General features: G+C 51.2%; 12 protein-coding genes. All 12 read right to left on the bottom strand.

Going from position 1 to position 24,562, the window contains the following annotated elements; genetic code table 11:
* Positions 1-51: 51 nt before the first annotated feature.
* Positions 52-3,897 (bottom strand): TIM-barrel domain-containing protein, encoded by a 3,846-nt coding sequence (locus AC3WRW_RS06455; protein WP_492545518.1) that lies wholly within the window; start codon positions 3,895-3,897, stop codon positions 52-54.
* A gap of 54 nt (positions 3,898-3,951) precedes the next feature.
* On the bottom strand, positions 3,952-7,227 hold the full coding sequence (locus AC3WRW_RS06460; RefSeq protein ID WP_492545519.1) for a TIM-barrel domain-containing protein: 3,276 nt from the start codon (positions 7,225-7,227) through the stop codon (positions 3,952-3,954).
* 166 nt (positions 7,228-7,393) lie between these two features.
* Positions 7,394-8,014, bottom strand: coding sequence for a thioesterase II family protein (locus AC3WRW_RS06465; protein WP_492545520.1), 621 nt, complete (start codon positions 8,012-8,014; stop codon positions 7,394-7,396).
* Entirely contained in the window at positions 8,011-11,721 is a 3,711-nt protein-coding gene (locus AC3WRW_RS06470) for a glycoside hydrolase family 31 protein (protein WP_492545521.1), read from the bottom strand. Before AC3WRW_RS06470 ends, AC3WRW_RS06465 begins: the two co-directional genes overlap by 4 nt.
* Positions 11,722-11,814: 93 nt before the next feature.
* Positions 11,815-13,164 carry an ABC transporter substrate-binding protein gene (locus AC3WRW_RS06475; protein ID WP_492545522.1) on the bottom strand — a complete coding sequence of 450 codons (1,350 nt, stop codon included), beginning with the start codon at positions 13,162-13,164 and terminating at the stop codon, positions 11,815-11,817.
* A gap of 88 nt (positions 13,165-13,252) precedes the next feature.
* Positions 13,253-14,083 carry a carbohydrate ABC transporter permease gene (locus AC3WRW_RS06480; RefSeq protein ID WP_492545523.1) on the bottom strand — a complete coding sequence of 277 codons (831 nt, stop codon included), beginning with the start codon at positions 14,081-14,083 and terminating at the stop codon, positions 13,253-13,255.
* Entirely contained in the window at positions 14,073-14,957 is an 885-nt protein-coding gene (locus AC3WRW_RS06485; RefSeq protein ID WP_492545524.1) for a carbohydrate ABC transporter permease, read from the bottom strand. The genes AC3WRW_RS06480 and AC3WRW_RS06485 overlap by 11 nt, the downstream gene beginning before the upstream one ends.
* Before the next feature lie 33 nt (positions 14,958-14,990).
* A complete protein-coding gene (locus AC3WRW_RS06490) occupies positions 14,991-16,016 on the bottom strand; it encodes a LacI family DNA-binding transcriptional regulator (protein ID WP_492545525.1) in 1,026 nt (341 codons plus the stop codon).
* A gap of 477 nt (positions 16,017-16,493) precedes the next feature.
* Positions 16,494-18,440, bottom strand: a complete 1,947-nt coding sequence (locus tag AC3WRW_RS06495) for a stalk domain-containing protein (protein ID WP_492545526.1) — start codon at positions 18,438-18,440, stop codon at positions 16,494-16,496.
* Between the two features lie 150 nt (positions 18,441-18,590).
* Positions 18,591-19,640, bottom strand: a complete 1,050-nt coding sequence (locus tag AC3WRW_RS06500) for a chymotrypsin family serine protease (RefSeq protein ID WP_492545527.1) — start codon at positions 19,638-19,640, stop codon at positions 18,591-18,593.
* A 194-nt stretch (positions 19,641-19,834) separates the two neighbouring features.
* The gene (locus AC3WRW_RS06505) at positions 19,835-23,308 is read right to left on the bottom strand and encodes an SbcC/MukB-like Walker B domain-containing protein (RefSeq protein WP_492545528.1); all 3,474 of its coding nucleotides are present in this window, start codon (positions 23,306-23,308) and stop codon (positions 19,835-19,837) included.
* 60 nt (positions 23,309-23,368) lie between these two features.
* Positions 23,369-24,550 carry an exonuclease SbcCD subunit D gene (locus AC3WRW_RS06510; protein ID WP_492545529.1) on the bottom strand — a complete coding sequence of 394 codons (1,182 nt, stop codon included), beginning with the start codon at positions 24,548-24,550 and terminating at the stop codon, positions 23,369-23,371.
* Positions 24,551-24,562: the final 12 nt, after the last annotated feature.

Raw genomic sequence — 24,562 nt, forward strand, 5'->3', positions numbered from 1 at the left:
AAGCAAGGCTGTCCCACAAGTCATAGAAATGACTGGGGACAGCCTCTTTTTTTATTGCTTAGTTACGCGCACATCATCAATGTGCAGCGTCGTGCCGCCAGGTGAATCCACATAGAAGCCAACATCAATTTGGCCATTCGTTACCATCACATCACTGACGCTGATATATTTCCAAACGCCGCTGTTGCTGATATTCGTATAAATCGCCGATCCGCCATAATTCTGAACTTCCATACGCGCTGTTGTCGGTGTCGTATTTTTCATACGGACCCAAGCCTCGACTTTGTACTTCACATTGTTCACAGGAACGGCAATCGTTTGATGCAGGCTCTGCTGATAAGCGCCCGCCGCGAAGAAGTAGGCTCGCTTATCGCCTGACCACGGCGATTCCGGCGGGTTCGTCGTCGAACCGCTATCAATGCCATAAGCGACCGCTTGGGTGCTTGGATGCCACTCCACCCAATTGTTGCTCTGACTCGTGTCGCGTTCAAAATCAGGATTATCGAGCAGGTTTTGCTCGGAGACAGGCGTCCCTGCCGCGGCAGTCGAAATCAGCAGCCGATCCAGATTGATATTTCCGCTATCGCCTGAATCATATTTATAAGCGACCGTATTGGCTCCGGCGTTTAGTGTTACAGTTTGAACATTGTCCTGCCAAACGTTCCAGTTGCCGCCTGGACTTGTAAAGCTGGTTTGGCCCAATTTTGATCCATTAATGTAAGTACTTAATGTTTTCGATACACTATTTCCATTTGCGTAACGCAGTGCAACTTGATAGCTTCCCGCGCTCGGCACATTGACATTGAATTTCACTTGTCCGCCTACGGCGTTTATCCCTTCAACAAATGAAGTGCCGCTATAGTACCAATGATTCGAGTTCTGCCCTGCGCCGCCAGACAACTCCGCGCTTTCCGCCTCATACTTGCCGACCACCGGGGAGAAAGGAACCGTGATATTATCCAAGTTAACATTCCCCGTGTCCCCTGCGTCGCTATAGTACTTATACGTCACAATATTCACGCCGGCCGTCAGTGGCAGCGTCTCCGACTGCGTTGCCCACGTATCCCAGTTCGCTAAACTATTCAGTACCGTGGACTTCACTCTTTTCCCATTTACGAAAATACTGACGGACTTTGCCGCTCCCGACCCGTTCGCATAGCGCAGCGAGACGTTGTAATCGCCACCCGTTTTCACCTTCGGATAGAAGGTGACTCCTGCACCTGCATTACTCAAGCCGTCAACAAATCCGGTGCCCGTATAGCCGGTATGATTCGTGTTCACCGTAGCTTTAGTTGCACCCGTGCTGCCGGAAAGCGATGCATCCTCGGCTTCATACTGGGCGGATGTCGCACTCACAACGGCCGATCCGGAAATAGCAATCGCTTTGGCGGAAGCGGCTCCTGCTGCGACTTTCACATAGGTCACATCGCCATAGATATCCTTCCCTGTCGTCCACCCTTCGCCCGCTGCCGCCTTCAGAGCTTGCAAGCTCGCATAGGACGTCATCGCACTGCCGTTATTCGTGACGGACGTAGCCGCAGAACCATGCAGCTTGACGATGTAGGATTGAAGAGCCGGCGTATAGCTTCCGCTTTTCGCCCCAAGCGTAAAGCTTTGCGAGCCTGAACCGTTATCCTGCGCAGTCATTGCTTGCTTGAAATAGGCGCTGCCTTCATAGTTATAGCTGGCCCCATCGTCATCATAGTACGTGAAACTGGACGATGCCGTATTTGCAAAAACGTCCACATCAACCGATGTGACAGCGCTCTGTCCCACGTAATCCTGAACCTTTTGGGAAGGAATGATTGCGCCTTTTTTAATAAACAGCGGGATGTCCGTTAACGTTTCGGGGTTCACCGGATATTGAATCGTCTGGCCTCCGGCAATCGTGCCTCCCCTTGCATAATCTATCCATGTCCCTGCAGGCAAATAAATAGCTTTGCTTGTCTGTTGTTTATCCACGACCGGGGCGGCCAGCAGCCAATCGCCGAACATCCAGGCATCTGTATAATTTTTCGCATTCGCGTCCGTCGGATACGCTTGCATGAGCGGTTGAACTAATCCGTTCCCGTTCTCATAAGCGCTTCTTTCATACGCATACATATAGGGGATCAACGAATAGCGAAGTTGAATGGCTTCTTTGGAAGCTTCCTCAGCCGTAGAGCCGAAATACCAAGGCTGCCGCTGCTGATGATTGTTCCCATGCACCCGGAAAACAGGCGTTAGCGCACTAAACTGCATCCATCTCGCGTATAAATCGGGATTCGGATTGTTGGTCGTGCCATCCTGTTGATTGAAGCCGCCGGTGTCCATTCCCCATTTCACTTGTCCGTTATTGATCGAAGACAGCATAACAGCCCGCTGCTCTTTCATCCCGGCAGCCCAGCTGATCCGCTCCCCTTTGTTGTACTGGATGCCGATATCGCCCGACCACAGCGTCGTCGCGTAGCGCTGCGCACCCGGATAGAATGTTCTCGCTGTTTGCCAAACACGCTGCGCACCGCTTGTGTACGCACGTTGGCCTTCGTACATCGTTTGAGACATGTGGCCGGTTGTGAAGTTGCCAAACCAATACGAGGCGCCTCCGGAGGATACTTTATCCGTTTCATCGTTCCACCAGCCGACTATGCCTTTATCGAAAGCATCTTTGGAATGATTCCAAAACCAGCTGCGCTCACTGGCATTATAAGGATCGATACTGCGCACCGTTACTGGAATGAAATAGTCTTGATACTCGTTATGCCCCGGATAGAAATACCCGCCGTTCGCTGCGTCAGTCCCTTGCGTGGTGGCGCTGCCGGAAGCATCCTTCGTGACGATCCGGGGCTTGGTAATCCCGATCATTTTCACGCCTTTTGCATCCATCGCCGACTTCAGTGCGGTCGAGGAGGCAGAAGGGAAATTCGTCGTATTCCACGCGAATTCGCCGTAGTTGGTTTCTCCGTATTTTTTCCAGTCATAATCAAAGGCATAGGCATCTATCGGGATATTTTTGGCCCGGTACGTATCCACGTTAGTCATAACTTCCGTTTGATTCGTATCCCACTCAAAGTTCATGAAGCCAAGCGACCACTTCGGAAGCATCGGCGGTTTTCCCGTGATCTCGCCTACGCTGCTCATAATTTCCTTCGGTGTGCCGAGCATGATGTAGTATTCGACGTTTTGCTTCGTATAGCGCCGGCCTTCCGCAGGGATACCGCCATAATAAAATTCCATTTTCCCCGTTGCGCTATCTGTATACGGATAACCGCCGTCGCTGTCAACCAAGATGCCGTAACCCGCCGTACTCCAAATCAGCGGTCCGCCGGAATCGCCTTGCTCGCCGGCATGAGCGGGTTCCGAGGATGTATTCCGCAGCAAGTCTCCCCCGTTATCAAATGCGTTGAAGCTGCGGATACCGTACATGCTGTCTGCCGTATTATGTACGAAACGGACACCGTCGGAAAATACGCCGCCACCTGACGGCTCCCAGAATAAAGTTGTGCCGTCCGCCTTTTTTACCGTCATCCGCACCGGATTTTTGGTAATCTCAATCTTCATGGCCGAAGTCGAGATCATCATCGGATTCGACGCCGTGTTAATCGTAGCGCCTACGGAAGCCCATGTCTTATTCGGATCCAGCATCGGCGTTTTAGCGCTTGACGCTATGCCATTCGGTCGATAATCCACTTTCAAGATGCCGTTTTGCACAGCTTGTATAACCAAAAGATCATCGTTAGGCTCAGCGCCGTTATCAATGGTAAGCGTCAGCGTATCCCCTGTCACGTTCGAACTCAGAAGATTGCCCAGACTGCTTACGTAGGCGTTTGCAGGAGAAGCTGGAAGCAGAACAGGAGTTGAAATCACTAGCGTACTGGCGGTGAGCATGGAAATAATTCTTTTGTTGAGCAGCTTCATCACGGGTACTCCCTTTCGTTAAGGAAATAAGGGAGGGCCAGGCCCTCCCAGCTTTTAGTGCTCTACGATCGCTATGTTATCGAGATTGATGCCGAGGGTGCTTGTGTTGTCATAACTAACTTTCACCGTGTTGAGACCGGCGGCTAAAGTAACGTTAACGGTTGCGGTTCCCCATGTATCCCAGTTCGCCGTTTGCGGTAAAGCAAGGTCCGTCACTTTGACGTTGTTGACATAGATGGCGCGCGACCCATTGCCTCCACCGGAGGAATAACGAACTTTCAGCGTATACGTGCCTGCGGCTTTAACGGAAACATCAAAGGAAACATTGTCTCCTACGGCATCGAAGCCATCCACAAAACCAGTGCCCATATAACCGGTATGATTTGTATTCGTCGTAACGCTGTTTTGTGTGGCAAACTCAGCTTCATACTCCACTTTATTAACGCCGTTCAGCACAACCGTTTGCGCAGAAGCGCTTGCGCCAAGCTTCACATACGTGAATTTCTGCACCGTATCGTAGAACCATCCTGTCGAGGCGCCGATTAAGGCAGACAGCGTACTGTATTCCGTCATCGTAGAACCTCCGACAGTAACGGAAGACGGCTTGGTCGTGAACACCTGCAAAGTTTTCGTAGAGTTAATAGCCGGAACAGTCACTGTCTCTTTACTCGAACCATATTGTTCGGTCGACGTGATTGTTTTGACTGAACCGCCAATATCGTCGTTCCAGTCATATGTGGTTGTCCCAAGCGGATAAATGCGGAAAGCAAGATTCGTGTAGCTTGTCAAACTGTTCCCGATCGTCCCTCCGACTTGATATTGCGCATTCAAATTCAGCGGTATAATGCTGCCCGATTTCACAAAGACAGGAAGATCATCGACGCCGGCATAGTAGTTGATCGTACGTCCGCCAGGGCGCTGCGCGCCGAACCAGAAATCGATCCAATCACCTTGCGGGAGATAGATGCTCTTGTTCGTTTCTCCTTGATTCAACACAGGAGCAACAAGCAAATTGCTGCCGAACATATACTGCTGATTTAATCCGTATGTGTTCGTGTCCGTCGGGTTGTCAAGCACCATGGCCCGCATCATCGGCACACCCGTGTCGCTTGATTTCTTGGCTTCGCTATAAATATAAGGAAGCAGATTCATACGAGTATTCGTGTACTTGGCAAAATGGTTAACGATCGTGTTATCTCCCGTACGGGCCTGCGCATTCCACGGGGAGCGCTCTTCGTTAATGCCCGAGGAGCCGTTAGACTCCGAATGGAACTGCATGATTGGAGCAAATGCAGCCATTTCGGTTGCCCGTTTGTACAATTCAGCCGATGGATAGGAGCCAGTGAAGCCTGCCAAATCCCAACTCCAATACGGAACGCCTGACATGCCCGCAGTTAGCCCGGCAGTGACGGCCTGCTGGAAGGCGCCAAATGTCGATTCTTGGTCGCCGGACCAGAAAATTTGGTTCGCCTGAGCGCCTTGTGTGCCCGAGCGGCTGAACGACACTGCATTGCTTTTCTTCGAGCGCGCATACTCGTTATAAGCTTTTACATACTCATTGGGGTATTGATTGCGCATTTCATCGCCTTTTTTGCCGTTGAAAAACGTATTCGAGCGGCCCCATACCATTTCGCCGCCATCCGTTTTAAAGCCATCGATGCCAACGCCGTCAAATAAATAGGCGCGTTTGGACATCCACCAGTTTTTCGCTGACGGGTTCGTAAAATCAAGCAGCAAACTATTTTCGAACCATTGGCCTGACGGAATCCGGTATTGACCTCCGCTGCCGTTGCCGACGGCATAATTTTGTGCAACCATATAAGCTTCGTCATTATCTTTCTGGGTGTAAGCACTTGACGTCCATTTCTGGATCGGAACCTGCCATAACACAAGCTTCATCCCGTTATTATGCACGTTGTCGGCCATGCCCTTCGGATCCGTCCATCTTCCGTTAAACGTGAAGTCCGTGTAGGCATGAGCAGCGCTGCCTGTTTTGGGCGTATAGGTAGCATCGTTAAAAATGTAAAAGGTGTTCTCATCGCTCCATTGTTCAAGAACAACAGCCGTAGCAGGAATATTGTTTGTATTCGCGTTCGTAATCGCCGTTGACACTTTGGATTGCCGATCCCACTCGTTGGCTGACATCCATAAGCCGAAAGCCCATTTCGGCAAAGACGTCGGTTTGCCTGTAATATTGGCATAATTGCCGATTACATTATTCAAATCATTGCCGTAAATGAAATAGTAGTCCAGCGTAGAGGCAGCGCTGCCCCCTGTATCGGCCGTGAAGCTGAACATGTCGGTTCGTTCGGTGGCTAAGCGGAATTTGGAATAATACGTAGAGTTCACGAAGATGCCGTAACCGCTGCTGTTCAGCATAAAAGGAATGGCCATGTACGTACGGTCATTTTGGTTTTTGTATTGATTGTATACATAGGTATCAACATCTTTGCCACGTTTGCGGAAGTTGTTATAATGCTCTCCGAAGCCAAAAAACTCCTCGCTCGCCGGAGAATAGAAATGATCCTCCACTTTGTTGATCAGCGTGCTTCCGTTGGTCAACCATGCGATGTTGCGATTCGTCGTGCTGTCATATTGACGCGCAATCAGCGTTGTTCCATCCGGTTTATATACACTTAGCTTGAAAGGATTCTTATCTACCTTGACTTTCAATTTGGAGGTTGTCAGCCAAGTCGTTGACGCCGTATCCGAAACCGTGTAATTGCTAAGGCCCGTGCTCAAAGTTCCGGTACCTGTCGGAGAAACCTGCACACGCAGGACATCATCCGCTGCAAAGGAAAGATTGATCTTCGGCGTCAGCGTCCCCGTATTGGCTACCGCATTCAGCACAACACGATTCGTATTGTTCGTAATGGAGCTGACGCTGCTGACGGATTCCCAACCGGTCACAGTAAAGGTGAAGGGCCCAGTCGTCTTTTCATTCGCGCCATCCTTATTGCCATGAACGGTATAACTGATCACATCCCCTTTGGCAAAAGAGCCGAGATTCGCCTCCCAATATGTATTGTTGCCGCTGTTGTATTTATATGCCGCTCCGACCGCCGTTTGATTAACCCCGTTTTTGGTCCATGTCACCCACGCCGTCTGGCCTGACTCAATGGGCCAAGTGGTGATTTTGATATACACCGCTTCGCCTGCAACGGGATCTCTCGGGCTTCGTTCGGTCGCTTGAATCTCATACAGATCATCAATGCCATACGGAGCATGATACACGCCATCGATCGCGTAAATGTTAGGAACGACCAAGAAGAAGCAAAGCAAAAACGAAACCGAAAACCGTAAAAGCGCAGGAAGCTTTTTTACGTGCATAAATGTTTCCCCTTTCGTACTCAAATTTTGTTCGTCTGAACCGGCACTGCGATAAGTCACCCACATACTAACTTACTAACCTGCTCTTCCTCTAACGCAGCTCTAGGCATCACCCCTTTCAATTGCACGGCGGTTCCCAGTCCTGATGCTTAGAACCGCCGGTTTCTTAAATGGCATATTCTCTTTCCACAATCGTTTGAGCGACCTGCAACCATCTGATGACATCCGCCTGCCAAAAAGCATGATTCCCTTCGCAGACATGCACATCGCAGATTTTGGACGTATAACGGCTCCACTCCGCTAATTGATCAATCATCGCGTGCTCATCCTTATTTCCTGTAAACACGCTAATCCTTGAACGAAGCTGCTGGCGATCGACCCGCGGGCGGTATTCCCCCATTGGTTGGCAGCCGCAATCGCTCCCCTGCAGTCCGCTGGCTTCACTCCGGGATCGCAGCAAATGCGGGGCGCTGCAGCCCGACAGAAACAAGTGGCTCGGCTCCGCCAGACCAGCCCCCCTCATGCGATGGCTAGCCTCAAAGGCTAGCAAGCTGCCCCAGCAATGGCCGATGAGGACATATTGTTCATCAGGCACCAAATGCCGTTCAATGAATGAGCAGGCTTCCTGCAGCCCTTGTTCCCAGCGATCAGAATGAACCTCGCGCATGGACAATCCGGTTTGCAGCAGCTCCACACCATGGAATCTCATGCTCGCAGGCAATCCGTCGCTCCAAGCCTGATACGACTCAGAGAAGCCGCCACAGTGAGGAAAACCGAACAAAATCACCCTTCGATCACCAGACTTCCTGCCGATTCCCCAGCGGCGACGAGAACATCTTTCCGGGAAATGACATACTCACCTGTTTGGAGTTGTTCGACACCAGCCCCTGGGGATAACTTAGTGCCGGAGGAAGTCACGATCGAGGCGCCTTCCGGTTGGTACACAATGAAGGTAATTCCTTGCTTCAGATTGCCGGACCATTGCAAGTGAACTTGAGCTCCTTCCCTTTTGGCGGCAATTACCAAGCGATTCCCTAGATCATCTTCAAATTCCGTTTCCAACTCGGAAACAACATAGACCCGCAAGCACAAATGCTCATAGCCATCGACGCGATTACCGACATGATCGCCCAGTGTGTATTTGTCTGCCAAATTAAGAGCGATAACGCTATTCTGCTTCTGATACACAGGTATGCTGGCCAGAGGAGCAGCCACTTTCGTCAGACAAGGACCTTGAACCTCATCCTGGTCCTCCAGGGAAAGCCACGCGCCTTCCGGGAAATAAATTTCCTTGGAGAAATGCCCTTCATCCATCACAGGCGCCACCAGCAAGCTTTCGCCAAACAGATATTGACTGATCATTTCCGTGCAGTGCGGGTCCGCCGGATACTGCAGCGACATCGCACGCATCATCGGCAATCCTGTTCGACTCGTACGAATTGCCTGGTCGTAAATATAAGGCAAAATATTCATGCGAATATCGGCATACTTTTTGTACAACTCAATAACGACCGGCTGCCCTGTACGTTCTGCAATGTTCCATGGCGTCCTGTCCTGGTTGAATTCTCCCTTCGTCTCGGCATGATACTGCATCACCGGGCAAAACGCAGCCATTTGTGCCGATCGCACAAACAGTTCAGCCGTCGGAATATCGCCGTGAAACCCGCCCAAATCCCAGCCCCAGAACGGAATCCCCGACATGCTGCTGGATAAGCCGGCAATCATCGAAGAACGGAAGGCTTGAAACGTCGAACGCTCATCTCCAGCCCAGTGCAGCGGGTACCGCTGTGCGCCGGTGTAGCCCGCCCGGCTAAACGTAATGCCGCCATCCTTGGCATACTTCCCAATAAAATCGTAATAGCTGCCCACATATAAATTAGGATATAAATTACGCATTTCGCGACCCGTCGAACCGTCGTAGAACTGCAAATCGTGACCGAAAACAAATTCGCCGCCGTCGGTTTTAAAGCCGTCCACACCGATTTCATCTGCCAAGTATTGGCGTTTGTCAAACCACCATTTCGATGCTTCAGGGTTCGTAAAGTCGATAATGTGACTGTCCTTAAACCAATTGTATGGCAATGTGTATGGCGTGCCCTCCGCTGTCTTGACTTCATACCCTTGGTTCAGCAAGGTTATTTCATCTTGATCGCGCTGAGCGTGCGCCACGCCATACATATGTTTGTGGATCGGAATTTGCCATAACAGCACTTTCAAGCCCTGATCGTGCAGCTCTTCCACCATCGATTTGGGATTCGGCCAACGTCCCCATTCGGGGAACTGGAAGTCCGCATAACGGAAAGGTTCGCTGCCTTCTTTGACCTCGTACTGCGCATCGTTGAAAATATAAAATGTTGCCTCATCGCTCCACTGCTCAATGACTAGCACTGTAGAAGGAATTTCATACCGGGCTGTCAGCTCCGCCTGCTTCAGAACCTCTTCCTGCGAGTCCCAGTTATTGCTGGACATCCATGGTCCGAACGACCATTTGGGCGGAAGCATGGGCTTGCCGGACAACTGCGTAAATTGGCCAACCATAGCAAGCGGCTCATCGGCAAATAAGTAAGCAAGAACTTGCTGCGTTGCACTTGATACATCGACTTCCACTTCAACCAGATCGGACAACCGTGTATGAAAACGGAAAGTCGAGTAAAGCGGCGTATCCACGAACAGGGCATAACCGCCGGACGAGATCGCAAAAGGAACCGGCATATATGTTTTCAGGCCTTGATCCCGGTACTGATTATAGACATATTGATCCACTTCTTGCCCGGAATAATCATAATGGGAAAACCGTTCCCCCATCCCGAACCAGCGATGCTCCGGCTTCGTCCGCAGGTTCAGCCGCAGCTTATGGAGCAAGCCCGAGCCGTCCGTGAGCGCCTCAACGAGGGGCTTCCCTTCGGCGGCGAATCCCTCCATGAGCACGCCCTCGGCGCTGCGAAGCGTCAGCGCGAGCTTGCCCTCGCGTACGTCGGCCTCCAGCCGTGCGCGCCCAACCGCAACAGCCGCCTGCTGCGCCGGCTGGCCATTCGTCCGTTCGCCCGCTGCGGCGAACGTCAACTGCACGGCGCCGCTCGCGTCGGCGCGGAAGGCCAGTTGGGCGGTGCGCGAAGCGTCCGCACCATAGCTTAGCCGAGCGACGAAGCCGTCCTCCGTCGTCTCCAAAGCCTGAACGTGCGCAAGCGGTATCCACGACCGCACGTTAAAGCGATAAGTCGCGGAATGCTGCGACTTGCCGCCATTTTGAAGCGCGAAGACATAGCTCACCTCGTCACCGGCGAGGTAAGGGCCCAGCTGCGCTTCCCAGACCTTCTCGCCGCCGTCCGTCACTCTCATGACGGCGGGAACTTCCGCTGCCGGAATCCCATTCACGGCTGCATGCACGGTAACGACCTGACTCATCTGGAACGGCTGAGTCAGCAAGCGCACGATGACCGTATCCCCCGCTTCGGGTTCCCGGGGGAAGCGCTCATAGGGCAGAATCACATAAGGATCATCGAACCCGGTAGGCTGATGGATCAATCGAACGCTGTCCACTCCCTCTTTGCTCACCTCGCCTGAAAGCAATGAGCTCTGCACAAGTGCGGTCAGCACCGTGCTCCAAACACTGATCGGAGGCACTGGCGACCGCTCTATGGAATAAGCAAGCAGCAGAGGTTCTTTGGCTGTTGCGGTATCTACTTCATACAGCGCCCCCTGCGTTTCGAGAAGCTTTTCCACATGCAGAAGCAGTTCTTTGGCCCTTACTGTTTCCCCTTTCTTCGCGTAGTACCAGGCAAGCAAACAGGTCAGATCCGGCCGCTCACAGCCGCCGAACGACGTGTCGCCGATTTTAAGCCTCACACCTTGACCGACAAGCGTTTCTTCCAATTTGTACAAAGCTTCGATTAAAATCCTGTCTTCGATACCGAGTAAACCGAATGGAATGGCTGCAGTGAGGATATCGCCATGAATCGCTGTATCTCCTAATTGACTGATAACCCGCCCGTCTTTGATCATCCCGGCAAACACGAGTTCACGGATCGCTTTGAGCATACGCACACCGCGTTCGCCAACGCCGTTTTGAACATTAGCTTGCAGCGCTGCGAAATACATCGCCAGATGGCTTAAATAAATGCCCTCTTGTTCACCTGTTAACCAATGAAGCTGCGGCTTCTGCCAGTTCGCCTCCAGATAGAGCGTTGTTTCTTCTACATAAGCGCCCAGTTCCTCTATAAAAGCCACATCTTCCGTCGCCTTCACATATTCTCCGATTACCCAGAGAACGAGCGCAGCGTCTGTCAGATGAGCTCCATCTCCATTTTCATGCTCCAATCCCCTTTGCAACAACCGAAGCAAGGGCAATGCGCGATCAGTCTCCCCCCGCTGAATAAGGGCATAGCCCAAAAACACAATATCTCGATTGACAGCCATTTGCCCGCCAATGGTCACTTGACCCGTATGTTCATCCAGAATGAAATCCAGATAGGAATTTGTAAGTTGTGTTTGCACCGTAAACCTCCTGCTTCTCTTAATGATTAAAAAATAAAGGGGCCGTTGTCGTAACAATGCCCCTTTTTTTTGCTGACCCTACATCTGCCTTTGTTATTTGGCTACCAATTTCTCAATTTTGGCTTGCGCTTCGTTCAGCGCTTTTTCTGCTGTGTAATCGGATTTCAGCTTCGCTTTATCCAGCTCGTCGCCGATCGCTTTCGTCAGATCGTTCCATTTGTCCGGAATTGGCCCTACAGGCGTCAGCACAAGGGAATTCAAAGCATCTAGAACGACTTTTTTCGATTGTGGCGGCGTTTGTTTGAAATAAGCGTCCATCACTTTTTCATCCGAAACAGCCGGCACACTCCAGCCTTTCTCAATCCGTTTGCTGACAACCGCTGGATCGGAGGACATGAATTTAATAAATTTCCATGCCGCTTCCGCATTTTTCGTTTTGTCAGATACGACTAAGCCATCCGCGAAGAAATGATGAGCTTTCTTCGTATTGCCTGGCTCCAGTGCAATATCCCATTTGAAAGGAGCGTCCGCGAAACGGCCGAAGTTCCAGATGCCTCCGCGAAGCATCGCGATTTTGCCTGCTTTGAAAGCATTCAAATCCGCATCAGGCTGGTTAAACGTATCATCGTTAAGAGCAGGAGATACTTTATATTTTCTCGCTTTATCCAGCATCCAGTTCAGAGCTTCAATATTTTCTTTGCTGTTTACGGTAGGTTTGCCATCGGCGCTCCAAATTCCGCCGCCATTCTGAGCAATCGTTTTGTAGAACTCATAGAATTGAATCGGCGAATACGTTCCCCATACACCGCTTTTGGCGTCTGTCAGCTTCTCAGCCGCTTCCAGCTCTTGTTTCCACGTCCAATCGGCCTTCGGGTACTCAACTTGCTTTTTGTCAAACAAGTCCTTATTATAAAAAAGAACTACGTCCGAAAAAGACTCTACAACGCCATATTGCTTGTTTTGGTATTTAAAAGAGTCATAAGCAAGACCTTTGTAGATTTCCGGCTTGAACGTCGTGTCCTTCGCAATGATCGGCGTCAAGTCTTTCAATGTATTTTTGGCAGCATAAGAGACAAAGTTTTCGTATCCGACCTCAAACACGTCAGGCGCATCCCCCGATGCAAGCTGCGTATTGAGTTTCGTGTAGTAGTTGTTGTAGTCGACGATATCCACCTTGACCTTCACGTCAGGATTGGCCGTCTCGAACGCTTTCACCATGTCAGCCAGCGTTTGCTCTTGCGAGCCGCTTGCGGTGTACTGCATGAACTTGAGTGTTACCGGTTCTTTCTTTGTCTCCGGCGTTGCCGCTGATGTTGCTGCGGCCGTAGGCTCTTGCTTGGGAGCTGACGACGCCTCCGGCTTTTTATCTGACCCACACCCTGTTGCCGCAAGAGAAACAACAACGCTTAAAGCTACGACCCAACCCGTTTTTTTCACTACCATCGTATAACCCTCTTTTCATCTCAATTTTTCTTCAGCAATTCCTTAGACTATGGCAGTTCCCCTTTGATGCAGCCTATCACCCCTCTCATTAGCCTTTGACACCGCTCATTGTCATTCCCTTAATGAAATATCTGGATGCAAACAGAAACACAATGAAAATCGGAATAAAACTGATCACATTGCCCGCCATCAAAATGTTCCACTCCGTCGCCCATCTGCCCTGCAGTTTACTGAGCCCGATTGGCAGCGTCATCAACTCCTTATCGCTTGTAATAATCAACGGCCACAAAAAATTGTTCCACGAAGCCATGAAAGCAAAGATTGCCAGAGTCGCAATCGCAGGTTTGCTGAGCGGTAGAATGACACTTAGAAACACTCTCACATACGAAGCTCCATCCATTCTGGCAGCCTCAATCAGCGGATCGGGAATCGTCATGATATGCTGCCGCAGCAGGAAAGTCCCATAAGCGCTGAAGATACCGGGTAAAATGAGACCCAAATACGTATTGGTCAGATGCAGCTTCTGAAACACGATAAATAGCGGCGTCATCGTAACTTGCATCGGAATCATCATCGTAATGAGATACAGAACGAATAACGTCTCTCTCCCTCGAAAAGGGATTTTCGCAAAAACAAACGCAGCCATCGCACATACAATGATTTGCGCAATCGTCGTTACGATTGAAACAGCAACACTATTTCCCAGAAATCGATATATCGGAAAATATTTGGTAATTTCCACATAGTTGCTGAATTTAAACGTGTCGGGAATCAGATTCGGCGGCATCCTGACGACTTCCAAGTTATCTTTGAAAGATCCGGAGAGCATCCAAACAAAGGGAAACATGAGGACAATGGCAGCCGCAATCAAGATCAGATGTGAAAGCAGGTTGCGATACGGCATATATTTATCGGTCATAAGTCACCCACCTTTTCTGAAGCTGCTGCTGAATGATCGTCACGGCGAAAATAATCACAAACAAGATCCAGGACTGTGCGGACGCAAAGCCCATTTTATAGCTCTGAAAAGCGTTTCCGTAAATTTGCTGCACGAGCGTGCTCGTTTGCCCCGCCGGTCCGCCGCCGGTCATGACAAGCACTTGATCGAAAAGCTGGAAGCCATTGATCAGCGAGATCACGAGTACGAAAAAAATACTTGGTGTCAGCAGCGGCAGCGTAACCCGGAAAAATTGTTGAAAACCGCCAGCGCCGTCAATCGTCGCCGCTTCGTAATAGTCTTCTGAAATATCCTGCAGCCCGGCGAGAAGGATGACCGTCACATAGCCGATATCTTTCCACACACTCACCGCTATGATCGAAGGCATTGCCCATACAAAATCTTGCAGCCACACGGGACCCTGAACGCCAACGAGGGACAATAAGTAGTTAATAAGTCCGTTCTGCCCGTTCAACAACCAGCGCCAAACGATGGAAACAGCTACCCAGGAGGTGATCACCGGCACGAAGATAAATATGCGGTACAGCTTTATTCCTGTTAGTTTGCGATTCAATAAGACAGCAAACAATAAACCGAAGATGAGGACAGAAGGAATATAACCAATGATATACTGCAAAATGTTCAGTAATGATGTAAGCGTTTTCTCATCTTGCAAAGCTTCCGTATAATTATCGAGACCAACGAACTTCGCCGGGGTCAGCAAATCCCAATTCGTAAAGCTGATGACGGCCGACGAAAGCATCGGTACGAGTTGAAAGAGCAGCAGACCCGCTAAACTAGGAAGCAAAAACCCGATGATGACAACTATTTTGGATAGTTTATTTTGTCCTACCATGTCAATCTCCTTTTCCGGTTCCCCACATGTTGGTTACTCCTTGACTCTCACTGTAGCTCTTTCCACGATTGTAAGCGGCAGCATAATTTCATTCGCCTCTTGCTCCACACCGCCTTGAATCATATGAATCAGATGTTCAGCGGCAATTGCGCCTTTTTCCGTAATATTTTGGCGGATCGTCGTGAGAGGAGGAATGAACATTTTGGACATGGTGATATCGTCAAAACCGATAACCGATATATCTTCAGGAACCTTTTTCCCTTGATCCATCAAGCTTCGAATCGCTCCGAATGCGACCATATCCCCCGTTGCGAACACAGCTGTAATTTCCGGGAATTTCTTCGCTATTAATTGGCCCGCAGCCAAGCCGTGCTCATAGCTCATAGATTCCTCGAATACGTAGTCCGAGTTATAAAAGAAATTCGCTTCACGAATCGCCCGCTTGTATCCGAGAAAGCGTTTCTCGACGACGCCATCCTTGCGAATCGCCCCTGTCACCAGCCCAATGTTCGAATGTCCCTTATCGATCAAATACTTCGTCGCCAAATACCCGCCGTATTCGTCATCGATGCCAATGCGCTTGAAGTAACTGTCGTTGATGTAGCTATCGATCAGCACAATCGGAATATTGATTTTCTTAAAGCCGTCATAAAATTGCTCCGGATAGATCCCCATCATAATCGCGCCATCCAAATTCCGCTGCACGGACAAATCCAGATAACTCTCGCCCTGGTTCACCCCGGATAACAAGAGATGATAACCGTACTCCCGCAGCTTGCTTTCAATGCCGCTGATCATTTCACTATAGAAAGGGTTTTCAAGGATAAGCTGCTTATGAGACTCCGTTTGTGGAATCACAATCCCAATCAACTTGGATTGGTTCTTGACCAAGCTTCTCGCAGAAAAATCCGGTACGTAGTTCATCGTGTCAATAATTTTCTTGATGCGCTCGATCGTTTCATTGGAAACTTTATCTGTCCTGCCATTCAATGCGTAGGAAACTGCGGCTGCTGAAACCCCTGCAACTTTGGCCACATCTTTAATTGTTGGTTTTTTCATGTGTTCCCCTCTTTAATTCTTAGTTACACGTTTAACTAGATTATAAGGTGTATTTTTGCAAAATACAATATGATAACGTTATCTTTTTCTAATTAAATTCATTTATAAGTTATGCGTTTAACTAAATAATGTTTGATGTCTACTTCATCCATCTGCGAGCAGACAAGGATAAACGACTTTGTCGTCCTTTCAGGACGAACGCGTTTGTCAAGGTAGATGCGAAGCAAAAGTATAAAACTTATCCTTTCTTATCTACCCAAAAAGACTGTCCGCCAGGTCATTTCTAACCTTTTGAGACAGTCTTCTAAGCGTAACGGTTTGCCAATGTAAATTTCATTTCAATTTCTTTACTAAATAAACAGTAAAATAGCCTAGTGCCAATACTCCTGCACTTACCACTCCTTAAAACGCTAAATCAAACATACTGCTGTCCCCCTAACAAGGCGTCAGAAGATATATCATTCTCTCTCGCTTGCCTTATTTCGTAGAAATCGTCACGGTTCTGCTGGAACCATCCCAGCCTACCTTGCCACCGAAGGTTTCACCGACAAACCTGGCAGGAGCCAGCGTATATCCGTTAACTAACTGGGCGGGTTCTTCCAACTGGACGGCTTTGCCATTTACATACACGGTCTTCTGATCAAGAGTCAACCGCACTGTCGTGCTGCCCTTTGTGACCGTTACCGACCTTGTTGCCGCCTCATATTCAACCTTCGCCCCCATCGCTTCAAAAATGGCCCGAAGCGGTGTCAACGTCGAACCGTTGCTGATGACCGGCACTTGTTCAAACGGCAAGGCTTTGCCGTCCAATTCAACGGATACTTGCGACGAGATGCCATACGTGCGGAGAGCCGCTTGAGATCCCGATTTGTTATACACTTTAATCTGCATGACAGAACCTTCGGGAACTTCTCCCGCTTTCAGCGTGAGCCCGTATGGCAAGTCAGCCTGCGAGGCAATCACCTTTCCGTTCAAGACATAGTCCACTTTACCGATGTAGACGTCGGGGATTTTGACGAATGGAATGAATTTCGTTTGTTTGGCAAAAGTTTGGTGATTGGCATCGACAGGCACGTAACCAATTTTGTCGGACGGCTGTGCGCCATCGGAAACTTTGGACAGCAGGTAAGGATTCGCAATAAGCTTGCTATAGTAAGTTTGAATCTCCGAGGAGTCCGACAGCGAGTAGTCGTTTTTCGCGTTCGCCATTTTTTGGTCCACATTAAAATAAGTAATCGCCTTTAATCGCGGGTATTTGTAAGGCATGATTTCATATAGACGCTGGAGATTGAGCTTGGCCCATTCCGTAAAATCCTCACCGGCAGCATGGGAATAATGAGGAACACCCGTTTCACTGAGCATCAAAGGCTTGCGGTCCGAATACGTGTTATACAGTCTCGTCAATCTTTCAACATTGCTCGTAGAAATCATGGACGGCAGCGACGGGTCCCCGTTTTCGTACGGTTCTATGTACAGACTCACCCCGACCCAGTCCACATAAGCGTCTCCGGGATAGTAAGGGTCAATATCATTCGCAGGCACATCGCCCGGACTCCAAACCATGGCCACATTGGGCGCTTCTGCGGCAAATACGTCATGCAGCATGCGGAATTTGGCAATATACTGCGAGGGGTTGCCGTGCCATTTGACCCAAGCGCCGTTCATTTCACCTGCAAAACGCAAAAAAATCGGGATACCTGCGGCTTTGGCTTCCTGTGCCCATTTGCGTAAATACGTTCCGTCTACAACGGGGTCCAATCCTTCGTCCGGTTCCCACGCGATCTGCAAAGCGCTGCCAGCTTCTTTCGCCCGTTTGGCATACATGGCAGGGAAGTTTTGTCCCCAATGGGCGTAAGCCAAGTAAATGGCATGATTTTTGCCATAAACGGATTCCGTTTTCGTAAAAAGGTTCCCTACCTTAGGATCTTGCTCCGAATACATCCCCAGGTAGGTCCCGTAGGCAGGCTCGAATTTCGCGAGTTGACCATTTTTGGGCAGAGCTTGCCTTTTGAGTTCGTATTGATCACGTTCCGTTCGATATAATTCAACCGTGGTTCGGATTTGATCCGCCCGCTGCAGCTTGACAGCTCCCCAGTCCCGTCCTGCGTTCACCCAGTATTGATTCTCTAATTCATAATAATAAATCGCTTGCTCATAGCTGCCGATCGCATCATAATAAGCATCCAGTTTCCCGCAAAAGAGCGCAGCATTTTCCCATTCCCCTAATCCCGCATAATGATTGGCCAGAAACTGCCAGTGGGGAACGGCCTCACCTTGCTTGCCTCCTGAAGCAAGCGACTCCGCTTTCTGCCAATGATCCCACACGATGTCGGCGTGAGCCGGCGTCGGCGAACCTGCCACACCGGCCGCCAATAAACCAACAGCCAATGTAAGAATACTTAATTTTCTTGCCCCTCTTTTCAAGTCAGTCGACTCCCCTTCTCTAAGCTCTCTGCAATGTCTTTAAGTGAATACGTCAAAAATGCCGGAAAGTAGCACCTTTAATGAAAAATTACAAATGAAAAAGCTGCCTCAAGGTATTAAAAAACCTAGAGAACAGCCGCATTGTATCGTCTATTTGGATCTCACAAGAATAGCGCGGATCCTTTTTCGCTGAAGCTCCGTTAATGGCTGGACGTAAGCATGATTTCCCGCCGGAGCCTTTCCTCTAATCAAGCCGCTCTTAAAGGCATTGCCTGCTGCCGGAATTGCAACTCGCAAATTGTAGGTCGACATGACCAAGCCAATCGGATTGCTGATCGAGCGCATCCCATCGGACGAGCCTGCAAAATTAAGGGCTGCTGCAAAACGATCGCTCTCCCTCAGCCATGCAGAGCCGGAATCGCCGGGAAGTGATACAGGCCCGCTGTTACCGCGAATAATGGATTGATTGCGGAATAATAGATCTCCTAAAGTCCCTCCGTACGAGACGCGAATATCCACATTATTGGCTTCAACGGTTCCTCTGACGAACCCGGTTGTTCGTCCTGACTTCATCACTTGCAGCCCAACGGGGTAGCTAAGGAGATGGCCCGGAACTGTGATCAGTTGTCCGGAATCGTTAAGGAGATAACGTGGATTTAACAGGCTGTTGGCATTCGGAATCGCAATGGCAGAATCCTGGAAATTGACGCCGCCCGGAACTAACCGGACGAATTGAAACGCTCTGCCAATTGTATCTCTGCTGGCGATGCCGCCATCTGCCGGACCAGGCTGCAGCGTTGCTGAAAAAGCTGGGGAATTGTCTTTGATCAGCACATGGTTGTTGCTGAGCACATACAGCTGGTTATTTCTGATCACGATGAGACCTGCTGTTCCTGTAGCGTCAGGATTCACTCTACCAATACTTACGCCACCTGGAACAGGACGTATTCGGCTTGTAAACGGTGCGGCTTTCATCCCCCGACCCCGAGGTTTTGACCGCTGCGCATGCGAACGAAATTTACCGGCATGCACGAAACGCACAGGCACCGCGTTCCCTGCTTTGGCGAGCACGCCTTTGAGGGTGTTCAGACTTGAAGGAGCGAACTTCTGATGGGTATAGACGATTACACCTGCCCCCAAGGCCGGTTTATTAGGATCTGCGTAACCGACTCCTACTGCCGTTACCCCTGATCTTCTCAATAGGACTGGCGAGATCCTGTTCTTATGCTTGAGAGCCTCGTGAAAAGTAGCCATTTCCATTCTCCTCTTCCGTAAAGTTGTTGCAGTGTATGCCAACTTGTACGAAACGGAATGATGCGATCACCTAAAAGAAGAATGAGAGAAACGAAAAAAGGCTAACGACGCTGACGCGACGCTAACCTTGATATAGTAAGCTATAATTCTTCTAAAACAATGCGGCTGCCGCGGCCGGAAGGCTCGGCAGGATGCACGATCAATTTGCGGGTCAAACGCGCCCGCAGTTCAGGGACGTGGGAAATCACGCCTACGGCCAAGCTGTCCATATGCAGTTTCTCCAACGCTCCGATCACCATATCCAGCAAATCTTGATCCAGCGTGCCGAAGCCTTCGTCCAGAAAGAAGAATTCAAGCGGATATTCCCCTTTCAGCTGAATCTGCGCGGAGAGCGCGAGCGCCAGCGCCAGCGAGGTGAGAAAGGTTTCCCCTCCGGACAATGTGCTGACCGGCCGTTTCACCCCGCCGTTGGCATCATCGCGGATGACGAAGCCACCGCCGGAGTCGACTTCGATCGCATAGCGCCGGCGTGTCAGTTCACCCAGCCGCTCCGAAGCCGCGCGGCTGACCTGCATGAGCTGCTCTTCGGCGAGATATTCGACGAAGGCATTGGCTTTGAGCACGGCTTGCAGCTTGCCAAGCCGTTCCAACTGCGCCGCCTGCTCGATACGGCGCGATTCAAGCTCGCGCCAGCGCGTGTGCCGCACCGCAAGCTCGCTGGCCCCCTGGGCCGCTTTGGCCCGCGCTTCCAGCGCAGCCTCCGCCGCGGCCTTGGCTGCGCTCAGCTGCGCCTGCGTGAGCGCCCACTCGGCCGCGCTTAGCACGCGGCCCTGCAGCTTCGCTGCCAGCTGCGCCAGCTGGGCGCGCAGCGCCTGCTCGCGCTCGCGGTGCTCCGCCGCGAGCTGAGCCCACAGGCGGCGCTGCTCAGGCGCCAGCGCCGCAGCCGCTGCGGCTTCGCGCGACGCGAAGCCGTTCTCTTCGAGCGCGCTGTGCAGCGCGCGCTCGGTTTGGGCGAGCTGCCGCGCCGCGGCGGCAGCGGCTTCGGCGGCGGCGCTGTAGCGCTGCGCCGCCTGAAGCTGCTCGCGCTGCGCCTGCGCATGCGCGAGCTTGGTTTGCTGCGCGAGCTGCCGCAGCCGCTCAAGCGCGGAGGTCGCCTCCGCGATGAGCTGCGGCACAGCCGCGCCGGGCGCGCTGGGTGCGAGCTGCCGCGACTTGTCGGCGGCGAGCTGCGCCAAGCCCTGCAGCCGTTCGTGCAGCTGCAGGGCCGTGCGATCCTGCTCCAGCAGCTCGCGCTGGAGCCCCTCGATGTTCCTCGTCAGCTCCTCGAGGAAAGGGACGCTCTTCTCAATCCGGCTGCGAAGCTCATCCGCAAGACGCTCGCTCGCAAGCAAGGAGTCAAGCTGCTGCTCAACTTGCTCCCAAAGCAGCTCAGCAAATGTCTCCTGCCAGCTCTGTCGCTTTTCATCCAAGGACATCTGCAAAAGCTTGAACTTGCTTTCCGCTTCCTGCCGCAGCTGGTCGGCTGCCTCCAGCTGAGCGTTCGCCTGCACGAGCTGCTGGCTGCAACGCGCTTGTTCTTTTTGCAAGCGATTATATGCATTTTCTAAAGCTTCAAAAGCGTTCTGCTGGCTTTGCGCGAGAGATACCGTATTTTCCCATATTGACGTTAGACCCTCTATGGTGATCTCCGTTTGCCCTTCAGCCCTGCTTATTGCCGATTCCTCGGCCGTACCGGCTGCAACTTGCCGCCACGCAAGATAAGCTTGACCTTCCGCCTCTGACTGCGATGAAACAGACAACTCCAATGCTTGTTGATGAAGTGCGCCCCATTTGCGAAGCAGTTGATTGTGCGTAAACACATATTCTTTCGCTACCTGCAGCAGCTGTTCGCCTTGATGAATATGATCTTCGGCGTTATCGGGCTTGTTCAGCCCCTCGGCAGCAGCGTGCCCTTCCTTGGAATGGCGGAAAGGATGCTCGGTGGAACCGCAAACAGGACACTGCTCCCCATCTTGCAAATCATTTGCCAAAAGGGCAGCCAAGGCATGACGTTCTTCCATTTTCCAACGTCTTTTCTGCTCGTCCAGATAAGCTTGCAGCTCTGGAACGAACGCTGAAAAACCGCTGATTTGGCTTTGAATTCCGGCTCCTGTATCATCCGATTGCTTCAACCATGCCGCTATCTCGCTTTGCAATTCCCCCTGCATCGCAAGCCATTGCTGCTTGTTCCGTTCCACAGCTACATAAGCTGCGGCTTTATCCGCTTTGCTTTTTTGAGCTTCTTCGCCTTGTAGTTGAAGCTGCTCGAACGTCTTTTTCTCATGAACCGCTTTTTGCAGCAGTTGTCTGCTCGCCGCACTCGTTTCTACGGCTTTCAACTGCTCTTTGAGAGCGGTTTGCTTAAGGATCGCCTTTTGCTTCGTTTCTTCTTGCTTCGTTATTTCGGCCTGCAGCCTCGTGACGTGCGACTTAGCTACAGCTTCTTGCTCCTGGGCCGTTTGAATCTGCGCTTGAACCTGATGCAATTCCTGTTGAATGACAAGAGCTTGCTCCAGTTGATCAAGCCGAAGCATTAGCGGACCTTCCTCGCGCGCCAATTCTTGCTGCGCTAGGTCAGCTTTGTCCGCAGCCGTGCGATGTGCGTTTTCCGCCGCCTGCTGATAGGCTGTCGCTTGCTCCAGCTGGGTCTGGCTTGTGCGAACGTCATTTACAGCTAAACCATGCTGTTCCAGATAAGGCTTAACGCGATCCGCTTGCTCATCTTTTTGGAGCAACAGCTCTTTCTCACGAATGTCTGCTTCTTGTTCTTGCTGCTTGCGAGCGTCAAGTTCGAACTTCTCTTTCTCCTGCTGCCACGCAAACACCTGTTTCTGTTCCTCATAGTTCTTTTCCTGCCGGGCAAGCAGGAGGCGGCTTTGAACCGATTCTTCCTCCGCTTGCGCAAGCCTTGCATTCGCTTCCCGCAGCGCTTGCTCCGATGCATCCCCAAGGCCCGCCTGTTCGGCAGCAAGCTGCTTCACGAAGCTATCCGTTTCCTTCACTTTGGCACTCACTTTAGCGCTGAGCTGATCACCGTATTGTTCGAGATGAAAAAGACGCTGCAGCATTTGCCGGCGATCTTTCCCCGTCAAGGTTAGAAATTCAGCGAATTTCCCCTGCGGAAGCACAACCGCCCTCGTAAAATCCTGCATGGACAGCCCCAAAATCTGCTGCACCTGCTGATTGACTTCGCCCGCTTTGTCGGCAAGCACAATCGTTTCGTTCTCTTTAATATGTAAAAGGCGCGTTATCGTGCTGTTAATGGAGGTTTCCGTCCCTCGCTTGAACTGCCGCTCTACCTGATAACGTTCGGTGCCGGCTGCGTTCGTTAGCTCGAACGTAAAGGAAACGAATAGCGTTTGTTCGGCATGATTCATAATGGCTTGCGTGCCGCCGCTGGCTCTCTCCACCTTGCCGTACAAGGCCAGAGTGATCGCATCCAAGATCGATGATTTCCCGCTCCCGGTTGGCCCGAAGATGCCAAAAACGCCTGCGTCCACTAATTGGCCGAACTGAATCGTCTGCATTTCACGATAACTTTGAAGCCCCGACATCTGCAACTGAATAGGACGCAAATCGAAGATCTCCTTTCTTCCTTAAATTATCCACAGGCATTACTCGGGAATAAAAAAGGTCTATTCCCCCAATGAGTCAGCCGTCTCTTTCTCCTGCACCAATTCCAAAAATAGCCGGACCAGCTCAGGTTCAGGCTGCGCTCCACCGGTTTGACGCGCATAGAAGCGGGTAAAATGCTCCTCCATGGATAAATCCGCTTTCGCTACAGCTGCGCGAGCCCCTTCCATTTCCGGATAGATCGGGCGAATGTGAATGAAGCCCTCATAGGCTTTGCGCAGACCTTGAATCTGCTCAATGGACATGGCTGCCGTCATCGTGACTTCCAAATCGATCCATGCCGAAGCGTCCCGCCCTTCTTCCAACCATTGATGCACCTGTCCGATGCCTTCTTTGGCTTTCCAGCTTACCAGCGGCCTTCCGGAAGTGAGGTAAATCTCTTTGGGCTCAGCGGATTGTCCGGGAGCTAAATCCAAGACCGTAACGGACTTCGCTTGTCCGGCTTCCGAGAAGCTGTAGGCCAGAGGCGATCCGCAATAGCGGATTGGGGAAGCCGCCTTGACGTTCTGGGGCCGGTGCAAATGTCCTAGCGCTACATACTGCGCTCCTGCCGTTAACGCATTTGTATCCACTGTATAGGCTCCGCCTACTTGAATCGGACGTTCGGATTCCGTAGATTCTTGGCCGCCCAGCACATACAAATGACTCATGATTAAATTTACCGTATCCGGCTGGAAAAATTGGGCCTGCTTGCGAATTAGCGCACCAACCCGCTCCGAATATTTGCTGCGCAGCACTTCCTCTTCCGCGACATCGGACAGCAGCTCCTTCAAACGGGATTCCGAAGGATACGGCAGCGCGATTAAGCGAGCCATCTCCCCCGTTCTGGCAATACCGATCGACTGAATATCCGGCACAGGCAGTCCTATGATCGTAATCCCCTGCTTCGCAGCAAGCGGGCCTGATGCGGCTAAACGATCCGGGTGATCGTGATTCCCCGAAATAATGGCAACGTGCCGCTTCCCGCCTTCGGCCAAGCGGGCGATGCCTTCGTAGAAGAGCTGCTCCGCTGCCGCAGGCGGATTCACACTGTCGTAAATGTCTCCTGCAATCAAAACGAGATCGATGTCCTCTTCCTTGACAATACGCACAAGCTCATCGACGAAAGCGGTCTGTTCCTCCAACCGGCTCCGGCCTTCCAGGGATCGGCCGAAATGCCAATCCCCTGTGTGTAAAATCCGCATACTTCAACCTCC

It is taken from the genome of Paenibacillus sp. FW126-R14 (genome assembly GCF_058789495.1).

Excerpts from the sequence above, each read along its gene's own strand:
- AC3WRW_RS06455 (WP_492545518.1), bottom strand. The coding sequence starts at position 3,897 with ATGAAGCTGCTCAACAAAAGAATTATTTCCATGCTCACCGCCAGTACG.
- AC3WRW_RS06510 (WP_492545529.1), bottom strand. The coding sequence starts at position 24,550 with ATGCGGATTTTACACACAGGGGATTGGCATTTCGGCCGATCCCTGGAA.
- AC3WRW_RS06460 (WP_492545519.1), bottom strand. The coding sequence starts at position 7,227 with ATGCACGTAAAAAAGCTTCCTGCGCTTTTACGGTTTTCGGTTTCGTTT.
- AC3WRW_RS06480 (WP_492545523.1), bottom strand. The coding sequence starts at position 14,083 with ATGACCGATAAATATATGCCGTATCGCAACCTGCTTTCACATCTGATC.
- AC3WRW_RS06475 (WP_492545522.1), bottom strand. The coding sequence starts at position 13,164 with ATGGTAGTGAAAAAAACGGGTTGGGTCGTAGCTTTAAGCGTTGTTGTT.
- AC3WRW_RS06485 (WP_492545524.1), bottom strand. The coding sequence starts at position 14,957 with ATGGTAGGACAAAATAAACTATCCAAAATAGTTGTCATCATCGGGTTT.
- AC3WRW_RS06490 (WP_492545525.1), bottom strand. The coding sequence starts at position 16,016 with ATGAAAAAACCAACAATTAAAGATGTGGCCAAAGTTGCAGGGGTTTCA.